Below are 20,342 nucleotides of genomic sequence, written 5' to 3'. Positions count from 1 at the left end.
TATGGCACATAAACTTTGGGAAAAGAACTTTGAAGTAAACAAGGAAATCGAACGATTCACCGTAGGTCGAGACCGTGAACTCGATCTCTATCTCGCCAAATACGACGTGCTTGGCAGTATGGCACACATCACCATGCTCGAAAGCATCGGACTTTTGGAAAAGGATGAGCTTACCCAGCTCCTCGCAGAATTGAAGAATATCTACGCCATCGCCGAGAAAGGCGAGTTTGTCATCGAAGACGGCGTGGAGGATGTTCATTCCCAAGTAGAATTGATGCTCACCCAGAAACTGGGCGATATGGGCAAAAAGATTCATTCAGGACGCTCACGCAATGACCAGGTTTTGGTAGATCTCAAGCTCTTCACCCGTCACGAGTTGAAGGAGATTGTTGATGCGGTCAAGATTCTCTTCGACGAGCTGATCCAGAAGAGCAACCAATATAAGAACGTATTGATGCCGGGCTATACCCACCTCCAGGTGGCTATGCCTTCATCTTTCGGACTCTGGTTTGGCGCTTATGCAGAAGGACTTGCTGACGACATGCTCTTCCTTCAGGCTGCCTATCGCATGACCAACCGCAATCCTCTGGGTAGCGCAGCAGGCTACGGCAGCTCTTTCCCTCTGAACCGTACCATGACAACCGAACTGCTCGGTTTCGACAGCATGGACTATAATGTAGTCTATGCCCAGATGGGTAGAGGAAAGATGGAGCGCAACGTAGCTTTCGCCATGGCTAGCGTGGCAGGAACCCTGGCAAAGATGGCTTTTGATGCCTGCATGTTCAACTGTCAGAACTTCGGCTTCGTGAAGTTGCCTAAGGAGTGTACCACCGGTTCAAGCATCATGCCTCACAAGAAGAACCCAGACGTATTCGAGCTGATTCGTGCCAAGAGCAACAAGCTCCAGAGCTTGCCACAGCAGATTATGCTCATCATGAACAACCTGCCTGTGGGTTATTTCCGTGATCTTCAGATTATCAAGGAAGTATTCCTCCCAGCTTTCGACGAGTTGAAAGACTGTCTGCAGATGGCTGCCTACATCATCAACAAGATGGAGGTTAACGAGCACATCCTCGATGATCCTCGTTATGATCCGATGTTCTCTGTTGAGGAAGTAAATCAGCTTGCCGCTAACGGAATGCCTTTCCGTGATGCTTACAAGACTGTGGGATTGGAAATCGAAGCTGGAGAATTCAAGCCTAACAAGGATATCCATCATACCCATGAGGGAAGCATCGGCAATCTCTGCAACGACAAGATCCAGTCACTTATGGAGCAGACTCTCTCAGAGTTCCATTTCGAGCGTATGGAGAATGCAGAAAAGAATCTCTTGAAATAAAGGATATCCCGTGAAATCAAAGAGAATCTTGAAATCAAAGAAATCTCTTAATACATTAGAATCTTTTTGAACTCAATGAAGAAAAAAACATCTATATATAATCATATATATAATAAGGTGTATATATATAATAAGGTGAAGAGAATGGCAGCAAAAGCTGTGCTCTTCACCTTTTTGTGTATCTGTCTCATTCTTTCCTCCTCACTTCTGACATCCTGCGATGCAGACAACAGCATCAGCACCCGATACCCATGCCAGTTTATCTTCCGAACCATCTACCATCCAGGAAGCAGCATTGAGACAGCTCTCAAAGGAGCCGGCACCTACACCATGATTAGTGCCAAAAAGATAAATGGTGCCTGGAATATCTACTCCACCCTCAACGATGGCAAGAACCATACTGAAACCATCGTCCTCTCTACAGCCAAGGAAAATTATGCCAACTATAGCTATCTAGGAGCAGGAAACGACCAGAAGGATGCCACCAAGAATGGTTTCATCCTCGGCACATCCAACTTCAATGGCTATGTAGCATGGGACAGACAATGCCTGAACTGCATCCTGCAATATGGCGGTACCAACTATCCACTGGAGTGGACAGGCAACAGACAATCGGTCATCTGCAACAAGTGTAAAAGAGTATATAGCCTTGAAAATGGTACCATCACAAGCGGTGGACAGGGAAAAGAAGACAAGATGCTGATGCAATATCGGGTAACCTACACAGGTATTGGCAGCGTGCTGACAGTAGGAAATTAGGTTTCTACGAGAAAAAATGCACCTTTTTGAAGAAAAATTGCGTATTTTTTCTTAAAAGTTGTAAATCCATTTGGTGGAACCGGGAAATTATATTACCTTTGCACTCGCAATTAAGTAACGCGGAAATAGCTCAGTTGGTAGAGCACAACCTTGCCAAGGTTGGGGTCGCGGGTCCGAGTCCCGTTTTCCGCTCTAACTCTAACGTTTACCATGCCGCAATGGTGGAATTGGTAGACACGAGGGACTTAAAATCCCTTGGCCAGTAATGGCTGTGCGGGTTCGAGTCCCGCTCGCGGCACTCCTCCCTTAAAATTTTTCTTATGAAAAAATTTGCATACATCATATTTCTTATTTCATCGATTTTACTAACATCATGTGGTGTCAGTAGTGGTCACTTTAAACTTGAGGGCAAATTTTTAAATATGAATCAAGGTGAATTTTATGTTTATAGCACAGATGGCGGCATGGAAGGCGTGGATACCATCAAAGTTGTAGGCGGTAGATTCACATACGAGATGCCCTGCCATGACGATTGTACGCTGATGATCGTTTTCCCAAATTTCTCTGAGCAACCTATCTTCGCAGAATCAGGAGAATCTGTGGAGCTGAAAGGCGATGCTTCCCACTTGAAGGAAATGGAGGTAAAGGGCACCAAGAACAATGAGTTGATGACCAAATTCCGCAAATCAATTCTTGGCAATACTCCGCCACAGGAAAAGAAACAGGCAGAACTCTTCATCGAAGATAACGCAAAGTCGGTAGTAAGCCTCTTTCTCATCAAGAAATACTTCATTGCCACCCCTCAACCAGATTACAAGAAAGCTCTCTCTCTCCTTACTCTGTTGGAGAAAGAACAGCCAAAGAATATTCAGGTAGGTAAACTGAAGCAGCAGATTTCTGCTATGAAAGATGCAGGAGTTGGTGCCAATTTACCAACTTTCACTTCATACGACACAAAAGGAAAGCTCATCTCCAGCACAGAACTGACCAGTTCACCTGTTGCAGTCATCTATACCTGGGCTACGTTCAATTATGACAGTCAGGACATACAGAGAGAGTTGAAGAAGCGCCAACGCTCATCACAAGGCAAACTCAAGCTGATGGGCTTCTGCCTGGATGCAAGCAAGAGCAGCTGCCAGGAGAATATGAAGCGCGACTCTATCAACTGGGCTGTAGTATGCAATGGAGAAATGCTGGAAGACAAGACTTTGAAGAAGTTGGGACTCACTTCTATGCCCGACAACATCATACTTCAAAATGGAAAAATAACAGCCCGAGGCCTTAACAAGCAAGATCTATACAATAAACTAGACCAACTGCTGAAATAATACCGCGAGCTCTAACCTTCTAAAAAAGAGCTTATGTTAGTAAAAACCTATTGCGCAGCAGTCAACGGACTGGAAGTCACGACTGTAACTGTAGAAGTCAGCCTCAACAAAGGCGTAATGTATCATCTTACGGGCTTAGGCGACGAGGCGGTCAAAGAAAGCCGTAACCGTATCGCAGCAGCCATGCAGTATAGCGGCTATAAATTTCCAATAGCCGACATTACCATTAACCTGGCACCCGCCAACCTGCGCAAGGAGGGCAGCAGTTTCGACCTACCTCTAGCCATCGGCATTTTAGGTGCCAATGGCAACATCCCCGAAGATCATCTCAAAGAATATATGATGGTGGGCGAATTGAGCCTTGACGGCACATTGCAACCTATCAAGGGAGCTCTGCCTATCGCCATCAAGGCAAGATCTGAACACTACAAAGGTCTGATTGTACCAGAGCAAAACGCCCGGGAAGCTGCCGTTGTGAACAATCTGGAGGTTTATGGAATGAAAAACCTCTTTGATGTTATCCAGTTTCTTGGCGACAAATCATCCCCCACCCCAACCATTGTAGATACTCGCAAGGAGTTTTACGAGAACCAGGTTCATTGCGACTACGACTATGCAGATGTAAAGGGCCAGGAAAACGTGAAGCGTGCCTTGGAAGTAGCCGCTGCCGGCGGTCACAATCTCATTATGGTAGGTCCTCCCGGCTCGGGAAAATCCATGATGGCAAAGCGTCTCCCCTCCATTCTTCCACCCCTTACTCTCTCAGAAAGCTTGGAAACAACCCAGATACATTCTATAGCTGGCAAATTAGCCAAGAATGTATCCCTCATTGCCCAGCGCCCTTTCAGAGCACCTCATCATACCATCTCGCAAGTAGCACTGGTAGGTGGAGGAACCTCTCCACAACCCGGTGAAATATCTCTTGCCCATAATGGCGTGCTCTTCTGTGACGAATTACCAGAGTTCAACAAAACCACCCTGGAAGTTTTGCGTCAGCCTCTGGAAGATCGCCACATCAACATCAGCAGAGCCAAATACACCATCGATTATCCTTGCTCCTTCATGTTTGTAGCAAGCATGAACCCATGTCCTTGCGGTTACTATGGTGACCCTACGCATCATTGTGTCTGTACCCCGGGACAGATACAACGCTATATGAACAAGATTTCCGGTCCGCTACTCGACCGCATCGATATCCAGTGCGAAATCAGTCCTGTACCTTTCAAGGACATCTCCAAGGCAGCCCCAGGAGAGCCAAGTGCCAGAATCAGGGAAAGAGTAATCAGAGCACGAGAGATTCAGGCAGAAAGATTCAAGGATTTCAAGGGAATACACTGTAATGCCCAGATGACGGAACGTATGATTCACAAATTTGCGGAACCAACAGAGGAAGGAATCAATCTCCTCAGAATGGCGATGGAGAAGCTATCCCTTTCTGCACGTGCCTACAACCGTATCTTGAAAGTTGCCCGCACCATTGCCGACCTTGCCGGAAGTCAGCAGATAGAACCTCAACACCTGGCAGAAGCTATCGGATATCGGACACTAGATAGGGGAGATTGGGCAGAAAGAGGACACTTCTAAGATAATTATCAGCCAAAACATATAAGAAAATTATCCAAAGAAGGGGTATTTTTTATTGCATAGGGGGTATTTTCTATTAAATATCCCCATTTTAAAAACTAAATACATCCCAATAAAATAATTATTACCCCCTTACAAGCAAAAAAACACGTACCTTTGCAATCGTAAAACAGACGTTATCACAACGTAGGTATAACACAACAATATTAAACTTTTTAAAATTTCAAGACTATGAATAGTATTTTTAAAATTACAGAAGTAATCAAGAAAGTAGGTTTCGCGATTCTTATCGCAGAGTTGGCTGTTATCGCTTACTTGAACGTGATGTAATCATCACCCGATAAAGAAAAATAAGACACTTTATAATATATAAAGTAAGATATATAAAGGAGGAAGTTTTCTACATATTAAGGTAAGAAGATTGATTATTAAAACAGCAATACTCAATACAATAGTAAATGATAATGATTGTGCTACCCTTATCAGAAAGACCTGAAGGGCAAGTACAAAAAAGGCTCGGGCTGGAAAGCTAGAGCCTTTTTTAGTATCTGAATTTTAGAAATTACACCTTATTATATATATAAAGGAGAAAAAGGACACCTAATTATTCCGCATTTCCAACATTTTTTTGTAATTTTGCACCCAAATAACAAAAATATATTAGCTAATATGGAACAAAAGAATTTCAAACGTACCACTGTTACGGCAGCATTGCCTTACGCTAATGGTGGTGTGCATATCGGCCACCTGGCAGGTGTTTATGTGCCAGCCGATATCTACGTACGCTATCTTCGCCTTAAAAAGCAAGACGTTGTTTTCATCGGCGGTAGCGACGAGCATGGTGTACCTGTTACCATCCGTGCCAAGAAGGAAGGCATTACCGTACAGGAAGTAGTGGATCGCTATCACAACCTCATCAAGAAGAGCTTCGAGAATTTCGGCATCTCCTTTGATGTTTACAGCCGCACAACTTCTAAGGTTCACAATAAGTTTGCTTCTGATTTCTTCCGTACTCTTTACGATAAGGGCGTTTTGGAAGAGAAAGTAGAAGAGCAGTTCTGCGATGAGGTTACCGGCGAGTTCCTTACCGACCGTAACATCGTGGGTACCTGCCCTCGCTGCGGTGCAGAAGGTGCATACGGCGACCAGTGCGAGAAGTGTGGTGCGACCCTCTCTCCAGAAGAGTTGATCAACCCTACCAATAAGAACAACCCTGGTCATGGCCTCGTCAAGAAGCCTACCAAGAACTGGTATCTTCCACTGGGCAAGTATCAGGACTGGTTGAAGCAGTGGATCCTGGAAGGTCACAAGGAGTGGCGTTCCAATGTTTACGGACAGTGCAAGAGCTGGTTGGATATGGATCTGCAGCCTCGTGCGATGACCCGCGACCTGGATTGGGGTATTCCTGTTCCTGTAGAGGGAGCAGAAGGCAAGGTGCTCTATGTTTGGTTTGATGCTCCTATCGGCTACATCTCCAATACCAAGGAGCTCTGCGATGCACAGCCAGAGAAATGGGGTACATGGCAGAAGTGGTGGCAGGATCCAGAGACACGTCTCGTTCACTTCATCGGTAAGGACAACATCGTGTTCCACTGCATCATCTTCCCTACCATGCTGAAGGCTCACGGCGACTATATCCTGCCGGATAACGTACCAGCCAATGAGTTCCTGAATCTTGAGGATGATAAGATTTCCACCTCTCGCAACTGGGCAGTATGGTTGCACGAGTATCTCGTAGATCTCCCTGGCAAGCAGGATGTCTTGCGCTATGTATTGACAGCCAACGCTCCAGAGACCAAGGACAACAACTTTACCTGGAAGGATTTCCAGGAGCGCAATAACTCTGAGTTGGTTGCCGTTTATGGTAACTTCGTAAACCGTGCTCTCCAGCTCACCAAGAAGTACTGGGGCGGCGTGGTTCCTGCCTGCGGCGAATTGCAGGAGGTTGACCAGAAGGCTATCGCTGAATTCAAGGATGTGAAGGAGAAGGTTGAGCAGTATCTCGACGTATTCAAGTTCCGTGAGGCTCAGAAGGAGGCTATGAACCTGGCACGTATCGGTAACAAGTACATTACAGAGTGCGAGCCTTGGAAGGTTTGGAAGACCGATCCTAAGCGTGTGGAGACCATCTTGAACATCTCCCTCCAGTTGGTTGCCAACCTTGCCATCGCCTTTGAGCCATTCCTGCCATTCTCATCAGAGAAGCTCCGCAAGATGATCAATATGCCAACCTTCGAGTGGACTCAGCTTGGCAGTACAGACCTCCTCAAGCCTGGTACACAGCTTGGTGAGCCAGAATTGCTCTTCGAAAAGATTGAGGATGAGGTGATAGAGAAGCAGCTCCAGAAGCTCGCTGACACCAAGAAGGCTAACGAGGAAGCTTCTTACAAGGCTGCCCCTATCAAGCCTGAGGTTAGCTTCGATGATTTCGAAAAGCTCGACATCCGCGTAGGTCACATCCTGAACTGCGAGAAGGTGAAGAAGTCTAAGAAGCTCCTGAAGTTCACCATCGATGATGGCTCAGGCGTAGAGCGTACTATCTGTTCAGGTATCGCTGCATACTATGAACCAGAGCAGCTGATCGGCAAGGATGTACTCTTCGTTGCCAACTTTGCTCCTCGCAAGATGATGGGTATTGAGAGTCAGGGTATGATCCTCTCTGCCGTTAACTTCGATGGCTCACTCAATGTTACCTCTCTCCTGGGTCAGGTAAAGCCAGGAAGCCAGGTAGGATAATCGTTTCGAAAAAAGCTCTATATCTTCAATACTGAGGATATAGAGCTTTTTCTTTTCAGCTAAAGGAGCAAAAGTGATATAATCAACTAAAGCGCAAACCGATAGCCTACCGTAAAGGTAAATACCTTGTTCTTGGAATCGCCAGCATCAGTCTTATTCACCTTGGTCAAGCCGATATGATAGCGGGCATCCAGAATCACATTCATATACTCATACGATAAACCCACAGGAATAGACACATTCACCTTCTTGGCTGCGTATGTGCTTTCCACATCCCGGCTTTCCTTGTAAAGAGTTGAACCCGTCTTACTATCCTTCTCCAAATCAGTTTCTTCCGACAACATCTTGCCATCTCCACACAAGAACCCCACCTGTGCACCAGCCATAATGGCAAACTGAGGAGCCACGTATGCCTTCAGCATCAAAGGCACCTGAACATAGTCAAGATTCAGACGATGATCCTTCACACCCGTATATTTCTTGATTCCATTATTACCCGTATCCCCATTCACAGCCATCTCATAATCACCCCAGCGGGCACCCTGACGGGCATAATAAGCCCCCAGAGAAACACCCAGGTAATCTGTGGCACGATACTCCACATCGAGTCCACCCAGGAATCCCGCCTTACTCTTGGATTTCACCTCCCGGTTGTTTTCCGTTGGCAGATAGATGGAATTATCACTCAGATTGGCAATAGCCACACCTACTCGGGGTATCACCGAGAATTTACCTACAGGATTCTCCCCACCTTGCGCCATTGCCCCCATAGCAGAAAGCAACAGCATCATCACGATAGCAATATTCTTTTTCATCATATTCATTGTATCTTGTTTTTTATTATCTTTGCATTTCTTGAATTACACCTTATTATATATAGAGAGATAAATTCAATTCTATATATAGATAAACTCAAAAACACGAAGAATATTGCATCCATACTGAATAAGGATTCAACAAAATCAAGCAAATCGCATTAAAAAACAGAAGCAAAAGCCACATAAAACTACCATTCTGTGATATTTTTCATCATTTATCCATAAAAAACAAACAAAAGATAGTAGATTATAGAAAAATTTGTGTAATTTTGCAAACGAAAACAAATGAAGGTTATCAGATTCAAAAACTGCATTTTTATAATAATGTATTTTTATACAACATAGAATATAATAGTATTAATTTAATTACAAGAGAGAGATTCTTATGGAAAAAAGACTCATGGTGTTTCTCGCCGGACTGTTTCTCAGTATAGGAATGGCCCTGGCACAAACTCAAGTTACCGGTACTGTTACCGCAGCCGAAGATGGCGCTCCTATCATTGGTGCATCTATCAAGGTGGTTGGTACAAAAACGGGTACTGTTACCGACATAAACGGTAATTTCAAGATGGATGTTCCTGCCAATGCAAAGTTGGAAGTGTCCTACATTGGTATGACCACAAAAACCATAAAGGCAGGTAAAAACTTAAACATTGTTTTGGGTGCCGACGAGCGTTCATTGGAAGAAATCGTGATCAGTGTGCCTTATGGTACACGTAAAAAAGCTTCCTTTACAGGTTCTGCAGGTATTGTTGGTGGAGAGAAGATTTCCTCTTCACAGGTTAGTAGTGTATCCAAGGCTTTGCAGGGTACCGTGGCTGGTCTTCAGTCATTCTCTACCAGCGGTCAGCCGGGTGAGGATGCCAGTGTCTATATCCGTGGTGTAGGATCCGTAAATGCCTCAACTACTCCACTTTACGTGGTAGATGGTATTCCATACGATGGTAAGTTGGCTAACATCAACAGCCAGGACATCGCTTCTGTCACCGTTTTGAAGGATGCTGCCGCAGCATCTCTTTATGGTTCTCGTGCTGCCAATGGTGTAATCATGATTACCACCAAGCAGGGACAGGCAGGCGCTGCTCCTTCTATCGAATTGACTGCCAAGTATGGTTTCTCTAGTCGCGCCGTAGCAGATTACGACCAGCTGAGCACCGACGACTACTTCAAGCTGCAGTGGGAAGGTATGCGCAACAGATACATCAACAATGGCAAGACCGAGGCAGAAGCAGCAACTTTGGCTTCAGCAAACACAGTAAAGGCATTGGGTATCAACCCTTACGGTACTGCTTATCCTCAGCCAATCGACCAGAATGGTAATCTGGTAGCCGGCGCTCACACCCTTTGGGATGACAGCTGGGAGGATGCCATGACCCAGAATGCTCACTATACCGACTTGAGCGCTCGCGTTTCCGGTGGTAGCAAGACCTCTAAATATTACATCTCTTTGGGCTACCTGGATGATCAGGGTGCTTATATCTGCTCAGGATTCAAGCGTTACAATGTACGTACCAACCTGACCTCCGATCTGAAGTCTTGGTTGCAGGTAGGTATGAACCTCTCTGCCTCTCACTCTATCCAGAGTTATCCTAAGCAGAATGATACTCGTACCGACAACGTGGTTTTGTTTGCCCGTCAGTTGCCTTCGTTCTATCCTGTTTATGAGCGTGATCCAGAGACCGGTGCTTATCTCTACGATAACAACGGCAACAAGATTTACGACTATGGTAACTACCGTTCAGGATCATACGCAGGTATGAACCTCGCCCAGTCTATGCTTTACGACAAGCACGACCGCAAGCGTGATGCAGTTACAGCACAAGGTTTCGTTTTGGTGAAGCCGATGGAAGGATTGACTTACAAGATGACGATGAACCTCGACTACAACAGTCTGTTCACTCACGATTATACCAACCCTACCTACGGCAAGCGTCCTATCGGTTCTTCAGCTAAGGGCAACACCCGTACTACAGGTTTCACCATCAACAACGTGGTCAACTATCAGCATACCTTTGCTGAGAAGCACGACATCACTCTGATGGCAGGTCAGGAATACTACGAGTACAACACCTCTAACTTCAGCGGTGAGCGTTCTAATGTGATTGCCGACGGTTACTATGAGCCAGACGTAGCTTCTACACTGGTAGATTTCGGTGGTAATGCCGATCAGTATAAGCTGTTGAGTTTCTTCGGTAACGCCGAATACTCTTATATGAAGAAGTACTATGCATCCGTATCTTTGCGTTCTGATGGTTCCTCACGCTTCCATCCAGATCACCGCTGGGGTACATTCTGGTCATTCGGTGGTTCTTGGCGCATCATCAACGAGAAGTTCATGGAGCCTGCTACCAAGTGGTTGAACAACCTGACTCTCCGTGCCAGCTATGGTGCCCAGGGTAACGACAACGTAGGCTACTATGCTTACCAGGCACTCTACAGCATCGGTAAGTTTGATGGAGAAGCTACCTTGCATGCATCTCGTCTGGCTACTCCTAACCTGACTTGGGAGACCAACCTGAACACCAACATCGGTGTAGATTTCAGTATGTTCGGCGATCGCCTCACCGGTACTGTCGAATACTTCGAGCGTGCTTCCAAGGACTTGCTCTTCAGCCGCAGTCTGGTACCATCATCAGGTTTCTCAAGCATCGACGACAACATCGGTAAGCTGAAGAACTATGGTTGGGAATTCACCCTCAGCGGCACTCCAGTCCATACCAAGGACTGGATGTGGAAACTCTCAGTGAATGCTACCACTTACAAGAACGAGATTGTGCAGCTTCCTACAGAAGTGATGTGGAGCGGCAGCAAGAAATGGGTGAAGGGCGGTTCGCTCTACGACTACTATCTCTATGAGTGGGCAGGCGTAAACCCTGACAATGGTAACCCACAGTGGTACTACTATGACAATGGCGAGAAGAAGGTGACAGAAGATTACAGCAGTCTGACATCAGATGACAAGGTGAAGTCTGGCTCTTCTCTTCCTGATGTAACCGGTGGATTCTCTACTGACATCAGCTGGAAAGGACTCACACTCTCAGCCCTGTTCTCATACGCTATCGGCGGCAAGCTCTATAATAACGACTATACCGACCTGATGGGTGTTGGCGGTTTGAACGGTAGTTCCAAGAGTGTCGAATTAATCAACCGCTGGACTCCAGAGAACAGAAATACCAACGTTCCGAAGATTGTAGATCAGCAGACCAGCTACTTCACCTCATCATCTACCAGATGGTTGGTTGACCGTAGTTATCTCCGCTTGAAGACCGTGACATTGAACTATTCATTGCCACACAGTCTCTTGCAGCCACTGACATTGAAAGATGTCAATGTATTCATTCAGGCAGAGAACCTGTTGACATTCAGCCATCAGCAGGGATTGGATCCAGAACAGCCATTGAACGGTACTGTATCTTACCGCTATCCTGCCATGAAGACCATCTCATTCGGTATCAATGTAAAACTCTAAAATAGAAGTATCAAGATGAATAAATATATAACAAGAATGGGTGTGAGCCTCGCCTTGATGGCAACCACATTGTCTTCATGCGACCTGGATACCACCCCTACCACATCACTCGACTCTGATGCGGCTTTCAAGACCACCACATACGCAGAGAATGTATTGAGAGGTGCCTGGAGTTATGCCTTCAATGAAGGACAGACTTATCAGTCTATTGGCATATTCTCTGTTCTCCTGAGCGATGACTTCATGGGCTCAGACTGTGTTAAGGCTAAGAGCTATGGTTACAGTCAATGCTACAATCTGACCGTAGGCTACGGTCGTGGCCAGCACAATTCCGTACTCTGGGATATATGCTACGATGCCATCAACAACTGCAACAACATCATAGCCAACATCGATAAGGCTTCAGGTAGCGATACCGACAAGAGCCGTATCAAGGGTCAGGCATACGCCACCAGAGGATATATGTATATGATGCTGGCATCACACTTCGCCTTCTCTGTAGAAAAAGATCCTAATGCAGTCTGTGTTCCAATCTACACAGAGCCTACAGATATGAACCAGGCTTTGACCGGTAATCCTGCTGCCAGCGTCAAGGAGGTATATGACCAAGCATTGGCAGACTTGAAGGAATCGGTAAAGTTGATTCCGGAAAAGTATAATCGCGGTGTGAACACTACAGATTATTACAAGATCAACCATACCGTAGCCATGGGTATTCTTGCCAGAACCGCCCTCTATGCCCGTGACTGGCAAACAGCTTACGATTACGCCAGCAAGGTATTGGAGAAGAACTCTTATCTGATGACTGAGGCTGAATACAAGAGCGGCTTCAACAACTGCAACAACGGCGAGTGGCTCTGGGGATATTCTGCAACACAGGATGACAGCGATGGTGCCTACACCATGAACTTCAAGGACAAGTCTCTGGATGGTTATGGAAGTCTCTGCGTAGATCCATATTTCGTAGAAAACTATCATGATAACGACTATCGCAAGGATCTGTTCCAGGATTGGGGCTACACCGCACAGGGTGGTAAGGTAGTTCGCCTGCTGAACTCAAAGTTCGCCTTCCAGGATATTGACAATGGAATTACCGATATGGATCTGATGCGTACTTCAGAGATGTATCTCATCAAGGCAGAGGCAGCTTATTATCTCCACCATACCGACGAGGCAAAATCTGTACTCTACACCTTGCAGCAGGCTCGTATGAAAGAGGGTAAGACTGCTCCTGAGATTACTGCAACGGGTGAGGATCTGCTGAAGGCTATCTGGTTGGAGCGTCGCCTGGAACTCTGGGGTGAAGGTTTCGCCATCACTGACATCATCCGCAACCAGCAGTCTATCGAACGTAAGGAGTTTGAGGGGCCTGTCATCATCAAGGAAGAAGATGAGGAAGGAAACATCACTACCGAAGAAGCTACAGGTACCGGCCACGATGTGCTCAAGTTCAACGATGGTACAGACTTCTGTCCTAATAGCAAGTACTACCTCTACCGTATTCCGCTGAACGAGGAGCTCCAGAACCAGAACCTCTATAAGAATCATGAGAAGTTAGACTTCTATAGATAATACGTTTTAATAAATGAATCTCGTAAAGTTCTATATCCCTGCTCGGATATAGGGCTTTTTTATGTGAGATGCAGTGTGCACCAAACTTGTTAATTATAAGTAATAAAAACAAAAAAACTGTTGTTTTTGTTACTTATACGAAACAAAAAGAGTATCTTTGCGGAAAGTTTTACTCGTATGAAACAAAAGATATTAGAAAGACTAGGGTACTCCAATCGTATCGAACGCATGTTTGGACGTGGAATGATGATTGCCTTGACGGGCCAGAGGCGTGTCGGCAAGAGTTGTGTGATGCGGCGAATTTATAATCACATCGCTGAGAATGAGGAAAATCACGTTATCTATATAGATAAGGAGAAAACCTCATTTGATATGATAGCCAACTATCAGGATCTGGAGACTTATGTAGCAGCCAACATCGTTGAGGGTAAGGAAAACTATCTGTTTATTGATGAGGTGCAGGAAATTTCTGATTTCGAGAAAGCACTCCTCAGTATCCAATCGGATGATACCTGCCAGATTATGATTACCGGCAGCAATGCCAAGATGCTGTCGGGCGAACTGGCAACTCGCCTGAGAGGCAGATATATAGCTTATCGTATTCGAGGACTCTGCTATGAAGAGTTCCTGACGTTCCATGAACTGAAGGATGATGATGCTTCCTTGAACCTGTATCTGCAGTATGGCGGACTCCCTCAGTTGCGCAATTTAGGGTTGGAAAATACCGATTTGGTAGAAGATTATCTTGACAATGTGTATAATACGATAGTGCTTCGTGATATCATAGAGCGAGAAAACATCAGAAACATACCATTGTTGCGAACGCTGCTGAAGTTTGTGAGCGATAATATCGGTAAACAATTCTCGGCAACGAGTATTGTTAAATTCCTGAAGAGTCAGAACACCGAAACGTCTGCCAAGATGATTCTCACGTATTTGGAGTATTTAAGCAATGCGTTTATTATCGATCGAGTTAACAGATACGACATTCATGGTAAACGACTTTTCGAGTTAGGCGACAAGTTCTATTTCGAAGACCTAGGAATCAGGAATTATATTATAGGCGGCAATAGGCGTTTTGATATAGAAAAGGTAATGGAGAACGCTGTATATATCCATTTGAGCAGGATGGGATATAAAGTATATGTTGGTCAGATGTATAAGGCTGAGATTGATTTTGTTGCCGAGAAAGCGGATAATGTGGCGTATGTGCAAGTTACCTATCTGCTGGCTTCTGAGGAAACGGTAAAACGTGAATTCGGCAATTTGAAATTGATAAAAGACAGTCATCCCAAATACGTGATTTCTATGGATAGGCTTTACAGTCAAACCAATATTGATGGCATTAAGCACATTCATCTGCGAGATTTTTTGAAAATGACAACTTTGGTTTGATGCCATGTAGATTATGAATATTACCATATAATCAAGGGTCTATACGCCATCTGTTCATCGTGGCATATAGACCCTTGTCACAGATTTACACATATATTTACCTTATAACATAAAATATGTGGGTTCCTAACTTTTTCCGTAACATTTCCCAGAAATCTCTTGCAGATATGAAAATAAAGTCGTAACTTTGCACTTGAGAATTTTAAAACAGATGGTTATGAAGTACTTAGATCCTAAGGCAGACCTCACGTTCAAGAAGATATTCGGCAATCATCCCGATCGATTGAAAAACCTTCTGAATACCCTTCAGTCACTCAATGAAAATGAACTGATACAACAGCAACAATATCTGCCGACAACAGAAGAGCTGGAGATTTCTGGTTTCTCGGATGCCGAACTCAGAGCCTACGACAAGTTTTGGGATTCCGTAAGCGTTGAAAGAACCCTCATAGATGACAGCTACCAGAAAGGTAAGGAAGAAGGTATGGAGAAAGGAATTGCTGAAGGCATGGAAAAGGGCATGAAGCAAGGCATGGAAAAGGGCATGAACCTGCGAAGCCTTGAGATTGCCAGGAAGATGCTGGCAAAGGGTATGGATGACGCATCGGTCATGGATATGACGGGGCTGACGGCAGAGGAGATAAAACTGCTGAAAGCGGAGATGTAGATTACGAATATCACCATATAATCAAGGGTCTATACGCCACCTGTTTATCGTGGCATATAGACCCTTGTCGTTTATTTATCCCAATACAACATTGGCAGGGACGGCAAGGTTGTGGTATATGTTTCTTGCAACAGCAATGGTTTCACACAACATTAAGTACGCAGAAAGGCTCCATAAAGCGGTATGTTGGAGATATTCTCTTGTTGACGATAAGGCAACATAGAATAACGTATGGCAGATATGTCAGGGTGCTCCTTAAGATAGTTATGCAATGAGGTGGCTTTGATGCTTGTACCGCCTTTTACTTCTATAGGCAATAATGCCCCTTCACGCTGAACGAGGAAATCCATTTCCATACGAGAAGTATCAGAACTGTAATAATAGATGTGGGTAATACCCGATGCAAGCAACTGCTGAAGGACATACTGTTCTGTGAACGCTCCTTTGTACTCCGTGAATACGTTATCGCCAAGTAACACATCCTTTGCAGCGGTATCAGCCATAGCCCCCATCAGTCCACAATCGCACAGATACAACTTGAATGCCGACAAGTCTTCATAAAACTTCAACGGCAACTCAGGCTTTGTCACCTTAGTTATTTTATAAACCAAACCGGCATCCACCAACCACTGTATGGCTAACTCAAATTCCTTGGCTCTGCCACCCTTTTTCAATACCCCATAGACAAACTTCTTATTCTCTTTCGAAAGCTGACCGAGTATGGACTGCCATACCATATCTATGCGAGGCACCTCCTGTGCAGGAGCATGCTTGGAGAAGTCGCTTGCATAATTGGAGAGAATTTCATTCTGAATAGTGCGCACTTGCCCGAGCAATTTGTTTTCCATATACATCTTCACAACTTCAGGCATTCCGCCCACGTAATAGTATTGACGCAAATAATCTTTCAGTTTTTCGTGGAACGCATTCATCAACGTATAATCCTTGCTGTGCATCAACTTGAGCAGCTGGTCCTCTCCCATGGCCATAAGAAATTCTTCAAAATCCATAGGGAACAGACGCATTGTCTGAACCTTGCCTACGGGAAATGACACACCTGCATGCAGGGCAACCCCCAACAGCGAACCTGCCACCACAATATGATACTCTGGAGCATCTTCGCAGAAATACTTCAAAGCTTCCAACGCCTGTGGGAATGCTTGCACCTCATCCAAGAATATAAGGGTTTTACCAGGAATTATATCCACACCAGTCAAAGCACTTAATCCTCGAATGATTCTCGCCGTATCGAAGTCGCCTTCATATATGGCTTGCAGGTTATCATTCCTATCGCAACTTACATAAGCAAGATTATCAAACTCTGCACGACCGAATTCTTTAAGAATATAAGTCTTGCCACATTGTCTTACCCCGTTTAATATCAACGGCTTATGACACTCTTGATTTTTCCATTCTACAAGCTTAGCATATATCTTTCTCTTCATACCTTTACACTTTTAGACACAAAAAACAATCAGATCATTACACTTTTCGACACATGATAATGTCGAAAGTTTACACTTTCTGACACGTAATATCAATGCAAAGCTACACTTTTTTACACATACGACCAAATAAACATTGAGCATAAAGCGGGATATTAAGATATTTTAATACAATAGGTACTTCAAACCATGAAAACAGGTAGCACGAAACCACCACACAGCCATATCATCCACCGAACGGGCATCGGGACACGATGAAGGGTCTATACGCCACCTGTTCATCGTGGCATATAGACCCTTTAGTTTTGCTTTTGCAATGTTATTTCATACCCTCCAGAGCATACAGCCATGTCGGGCTCTTTCTCATTATTCTGTTATTTTATTACCACTTTCATCCAGTACGGTACATTGACCAATCTTCCAGAGATCTGGGTAAGAATAGTGCTTTATCATTACATCATAGGCCGCTTTGTCTTTTACTGTGAGAGTGCGGGTAGATGCTTTTGTTCCAGCGTCACTAAAACAAGAATAAACACCATAAGAAACCTTCATTTGATTGCTTGGAATTAACAATTTGACAGAAGATAAGTTATAACAATAAGCAAACATTTGATAGCAGCTGTATTGTTTTATTGTTTCAGCTGAAACTTTCGGACCATTTACAAGTGCCTCACACGTTGAGAACATAGATTGATAGCAACCTTCTGGCAAATCCTTGACTAGCAAATCAGGAACCTCTGTTAGAGCTGTACAACCAGAAAACATACCATAATAACAGCGGGTTGCCAATTTTGTGGCTGGCAAATCCGGAGCTTTCTCTATGGAAGTACATTTCCTGAACATATAATCATAACAGTGATCTGCCATTATTTTGGCTGGCAACTTCGGAGCCTCTGCTATAGATGTACATTCTTCGAACATATGAAGATAGCAGTTATCTGCCAAATTTGTGGCTGGCAAATCCGGAACAGAGGTTAATACATCACACTTCTTAAACAGATAGCAGAAACGGGCATTGCTTGTATTAACATTCTTGTAATTTTTGTAGTTGAGCAATGTACGGATGTCACCTGTACATTTCACATTTCCATTTCCTGGTTGAGTAATACTGATTCTAGCATACTTAGTTGCACTTTCTGCTGTACCATTTTCATTTGTACCACGCAAGCGGAGATTACCATACTTTCCACCAAACGTTACAGAACTGGAAGTATATTTTTTCCATTCTCCGAAGTTTACGGAATACTCAAGACCAGAGTGTACATATCCATTTTCGCCTATCAGGTAAAAATCATGCCATTTATCCGCTGTGAAAGTTACGTAAGGAGGTATTTCTTCAGCCGTTTCCTGTTTTTCGCTAATATTGGCACTCTGCCAATCTGCTACTTTTACGTCAGCTATGGTTACTGCTTTTTTACCCACAATGAGGTTGTAGGTATAGCTCTTGCCAGCCACTAAGCCTCCAGTCTTGACAACAAGAGGGTCAGAGATTGTTCCTCCATCAGATACCTTGATGTTTGCCTCGATACTTCCTGGAGCAACCAGAGCAGTATAGGTTGAACCAATTGCACCCTCACCAGTATGCAAAGGAGTGATATTAACAGTAGCTGTCTCGCTGACATCAGTAGTTGCCTTGCTAACAATACTGAGGTTGTTGATCTTTGCACTAGCAGTAAACTGGTCGTTAAAACGCTGTATCTTAAAAATCAGACGGGCGGTCTTGCGTTCCAATTTTACAGTGAGAACTTTATCTGAAGGGATAGTTTTAGGGGTTGTCTCAGCAGCCATATAATCAGACTTTACAATCTTATCTGCATCACTCTGGTCTTCCTGGATATAGCCATACTCAAAGGAGTTCTTGCCATCGGCTGGATACCAGCATTGGAATGTCAGATTCTTAGTATCCCATACCAGATACTCGGAATTACCTGGCGTCCAGTTGTCACCATCGAAGGTGTAAGTGAGCGATGAGCCACTATTGCTTATACCTATCTTATCTCCACTGTTAAAACTCGTCAAGCCAGCATCATCTGTTGCCGTTGGATTACTGCGTGTGGTGGCGTTACCCACTGAAGCCGAAATGCGGACTGCATTCGAATCGTTGAACCATGCATTCTGGGTGTCGGTATCTGTTGCACAACCTGCCAGGAACAAACCGGCAGTTGCAACCAAACCTAATATTTTCTGATACTTCATAGTCGTTCTTTTAAAAGTTTATGTTTTTTATTCTGTCTCAAGAGTGCTATCAGGCTCATTGAGCCATGGTTTAGCTGTGATGCTTTCCTTTGTAGTCAATACCACATCATTACCCATGGTAAGCTTGAGAGTATGACTGAATCCGCTCTTCAAGGTGATTTCTTTATCTAAAATCCATTCATAGGCCTTATTGGCAGTCTTCAGTGTAATCTTGAAGTCATTGGCAGCAATGGTTTGCGGAATGACTATGCAGGAGAATCTAGCTGTACAGGACTTTTTTGCATTGTCCTTATCAAAGGTAAAAGTGCCCTGTGTTGCTTTAATATCGGTAGCAACTGCTTTATCTGTAGGGGTCGCGATGGCAGTTGTGCTGGTCACATTTACATTCGCTGCAATCTTAGTTCCTCCTATGGTAACCTCTGTGATAGGAGAAGTTGTTGGAACAGATGGCACGTTGAATTCGGTTCCCAGTGTTACGATGATATCTATCAAACAGAAAGCATGATTGAACGTGATGTTCAGTTTCTGATCCACGAGTTTCTTTCCTGGCTCAAAGTCTGGGGAATAACAGTACAGCAAGTCGTTCTTGGCATCAGCTGTCGTCTGGTCGGCAGCTACGCTATAAGAGAAAGATTGAAAACCTTTACTTTGATCATAGACACCATTGAATATTGTTTCCTGTGCAGGAGCCAATGCCACGATATCTACAGGTGTTATCGCATTCTGCCAAAGCAGAGTTTCACCGCAGCTCCATGTGCCGGAAGTCTTAGAAAACCTCTTGTTGACATAGGTATATGTAGCAGCCAGAGAGCTCTCAGAATTCTTATTCACGATAGTCATGAGGAAGTCTTTTTCCATGAGTGAACCACTGTTCTCGTCTGCACGAGTCTTAGCATTGTTCAAATCTGTAGTTACGCGGATGATGTTATCACTAGGATAATTGCTCTGCGCCAGATCTCCATCGTTGGAACAGCTGGTAAACATGGCAGCTGCCATAGCTGTTATTGCGAAAAAATGTATTACTTTCATATTAT

At 44.5% G+C, this 20,342-nt stretch carries 13 protein-coding genes and 2 tRNA genes; 11 read left to right on the top strand and 4 right to left on the bottom strand.

Annotated elements, in window-relative coordinates:
* Position 1: 1 nt before the first annotated feature.
* From argH to metG, 7 genes are all read left to right on the top strand, one after another.
* Positions 2-1,339 carry an argininosuccinate lyase gene (argH, locus tag DXD25_RS07720; RefSeq protein WP_117662669.1) on the top strand — a complete coding sequence of 446 codons (1,338 nt, stop codon included), beginning with the start codon at positions 2-4 and terminating at the stop codon, positions 1,337-1,339.
* 144 nt (positions 1,340-1,483) lie between these two features.
* Positions 1,484-2,098, top strand: a complete 615-nt coding sequence (locus tag DXD25_RS07715) for a hypothetical protein (RefSeq protein ID WP_147327874.1) — start codon at positions 1,484-1,486, stop codon at positions 2,096-2,098.
* Positions 2,099-2,217: 119 nt separating this feature from the next.
* Positions 2,218-2,290: transfer RNA gene (locus DXD25_RS07710), tRNA-Gly, on the top strand.
* 20 nt (positions 2,291-2,310) lie between these two features.
* Positions 2,311-2,396, top strand: a tRNA-Leu gene (locus tag DXD25_RS07705).
* Between the two features lie 22 nt (positions 2,397-2,418).
* A complete protein-coding gene (locus DXD25_RS07700) occupies positions 2,419-3,426 on the top strand; it encodes a DUF4369 domain-containing protein (protein ID WP_117662665.1) in 1,008 nt (335 codons plus the stop codon).
* Positions 3,427-3,459: 33 nt separating this feature from the next.
* Positions 3,460-5,010, top strand: a complete 1,551-nt coding sequence (locus DXD25_RS07695; protein ID WP_117662663.1) for a YifB family Mg chelatase-like AAA ATPase — start codon at positions 3,460-3,462, stop codon at positions 5,008-5,010.
* Between the two features lie 669 nt (positions 5,011-5,679).
* Positions 5,680-7,746, top strand: coding sequence for a methionine--tRNA ligase (metG, locus tag DXD25_RS07690; protein WP_117662661.1), 2,067 nt, complete (start codon positions 5,680-5,682; stop codon positions 7,744-7,746).
* Between the two features lie 86 nt (positions 7,747-7,832).
* Here the strand turns inward: metG and DXD25_RS07685 are convergent, their stop codons facing one another.
* Complete coding sequence (locus DXD25_RS07685; protein ID WP_187360454.1) at positions 7,833-8,564, bottom strand: porin family protein; 732 nt, start codon at positions 8,562-8,564, stop codon at positions 7,833-7,835.
* 385 nt (positions 8,565-8,949) lie between these two features.
* On the opposite strand from DXD25_RS07685, the gene DXD25_RS07680 reads away from it, so the two are divergent.
* The 4 genes from DXD25_RS07680 (at position 8,950) to DXD25_RS07665 (ending at position 15,667) form a co-directional block, all read left to right on the top strand.
* The gene (locus tag DXD25_RS07680; protein WP_117662657.1) at positions 8,950-12,033 is read left to right on the top strand and encodes a TonB-dependent receptor; all 3,084 of its coding nucleotides are present in this window, start codon (positions 8,950-8,952) and stop codon (positions 12,031-12,033) included.
* Between the two features lie 15 nt (positions 12,034-12,048).
* Positions 12,049-13,605 (top strand): RagB/SusD family nutrient uptake outer membrane protein, encoded by a 1,557-nt coding sequence (locus DXD25_RS07675; RefSeq protein WP_233522228.1) that lies wholly within the window; start codon positions 12,049-12,051, stop codon positions 13,603-13,605.
* A gap of 177 nt (positions 13,606-13,782) precedes the next feature.
* Positions 13,783-15,000 (top strand): ATP-binding protein, encoded by a 1,218-nt coding sequence (locus DXD25_RS07670; RefSeq protein WP_117662688.1) that lies wholly within the window; start codon positions 13,783-13,785, stop codon positions 14,998-15,000.
* 217 nt (positions 15,001-15,217) lie between these two features.
* Complete coding sequence (locus DXD25_RS07665) at positions 15,218-15,667, top strand: hypothetical protein (protein WP_233522227.1); 450 nt, start codon at positions 15,218-15,220, stop codon at positions 15,665-15,667.
* A 152-nt stretch (positions 15,668-15,819) separates the two neighbouring features.
* On the opposite strand, the gene DXD25_RS07660 is transcribed toward DXD25_RS07665, so the two are convergent.
* The 3 genes from DXD25_RS07660 to DXD25_RS07650 form a co-directional block, all read right to left on the bottom strand.
* Positions 15,820-17,112: an ATP-binding protein gene (locus DXD25_RS07660; protein WP_117662651.1), complete on the bottom strand. Its 1,293-nt coding sequence runs from the start codon at positions 17,110-17,112 to the stop codon at positions 15,820-15,822.
* Positions 17,113-17,478: 366 nt separating this feature from the next.
* Positions 17,479-19,308, bottom strand: a complete 1,830-nt coding sequence (locus DXD25_RS07655; RefSeq protein WP_117662650.1) for a fimbrillin family protein — start codon at positions 19,306-19,308, stop codon at positions 17,479-17,481.
* Between the two features lie 27 nt (positions 19,309-19,335).
* Positions 19,336-20,337 carry a fimbrillin family protein gene (locus DXD25_RS07650; RefSeq protein ID WP_117662648.1) on the bottom strand — a complete coding sequence of 334 codons (1,002 nt, stop codon included), beginning with the start codon at positions 20,335-20,337 and terminating at the stop codon, positions 19,336-19,338.
* Between the last annotated feature and the right edge of the window lie 5 nt (positions 20,338-20,342).

It is taken from the genome of Prevotella sp. TF12-30, from assembly GCF_003436715.1.
Classification (GTDB): domain Bacteria; phylum Bacteroidota; class Bacteroidia; order Bacteroidales; family Bacteroidaceae; genus Prevotella; species Prevotella copri_A.
Note: the sequence above shows the minus strand (reverse complement) of the source record. Positions and strands in the feature narration are given on the sequence as shown.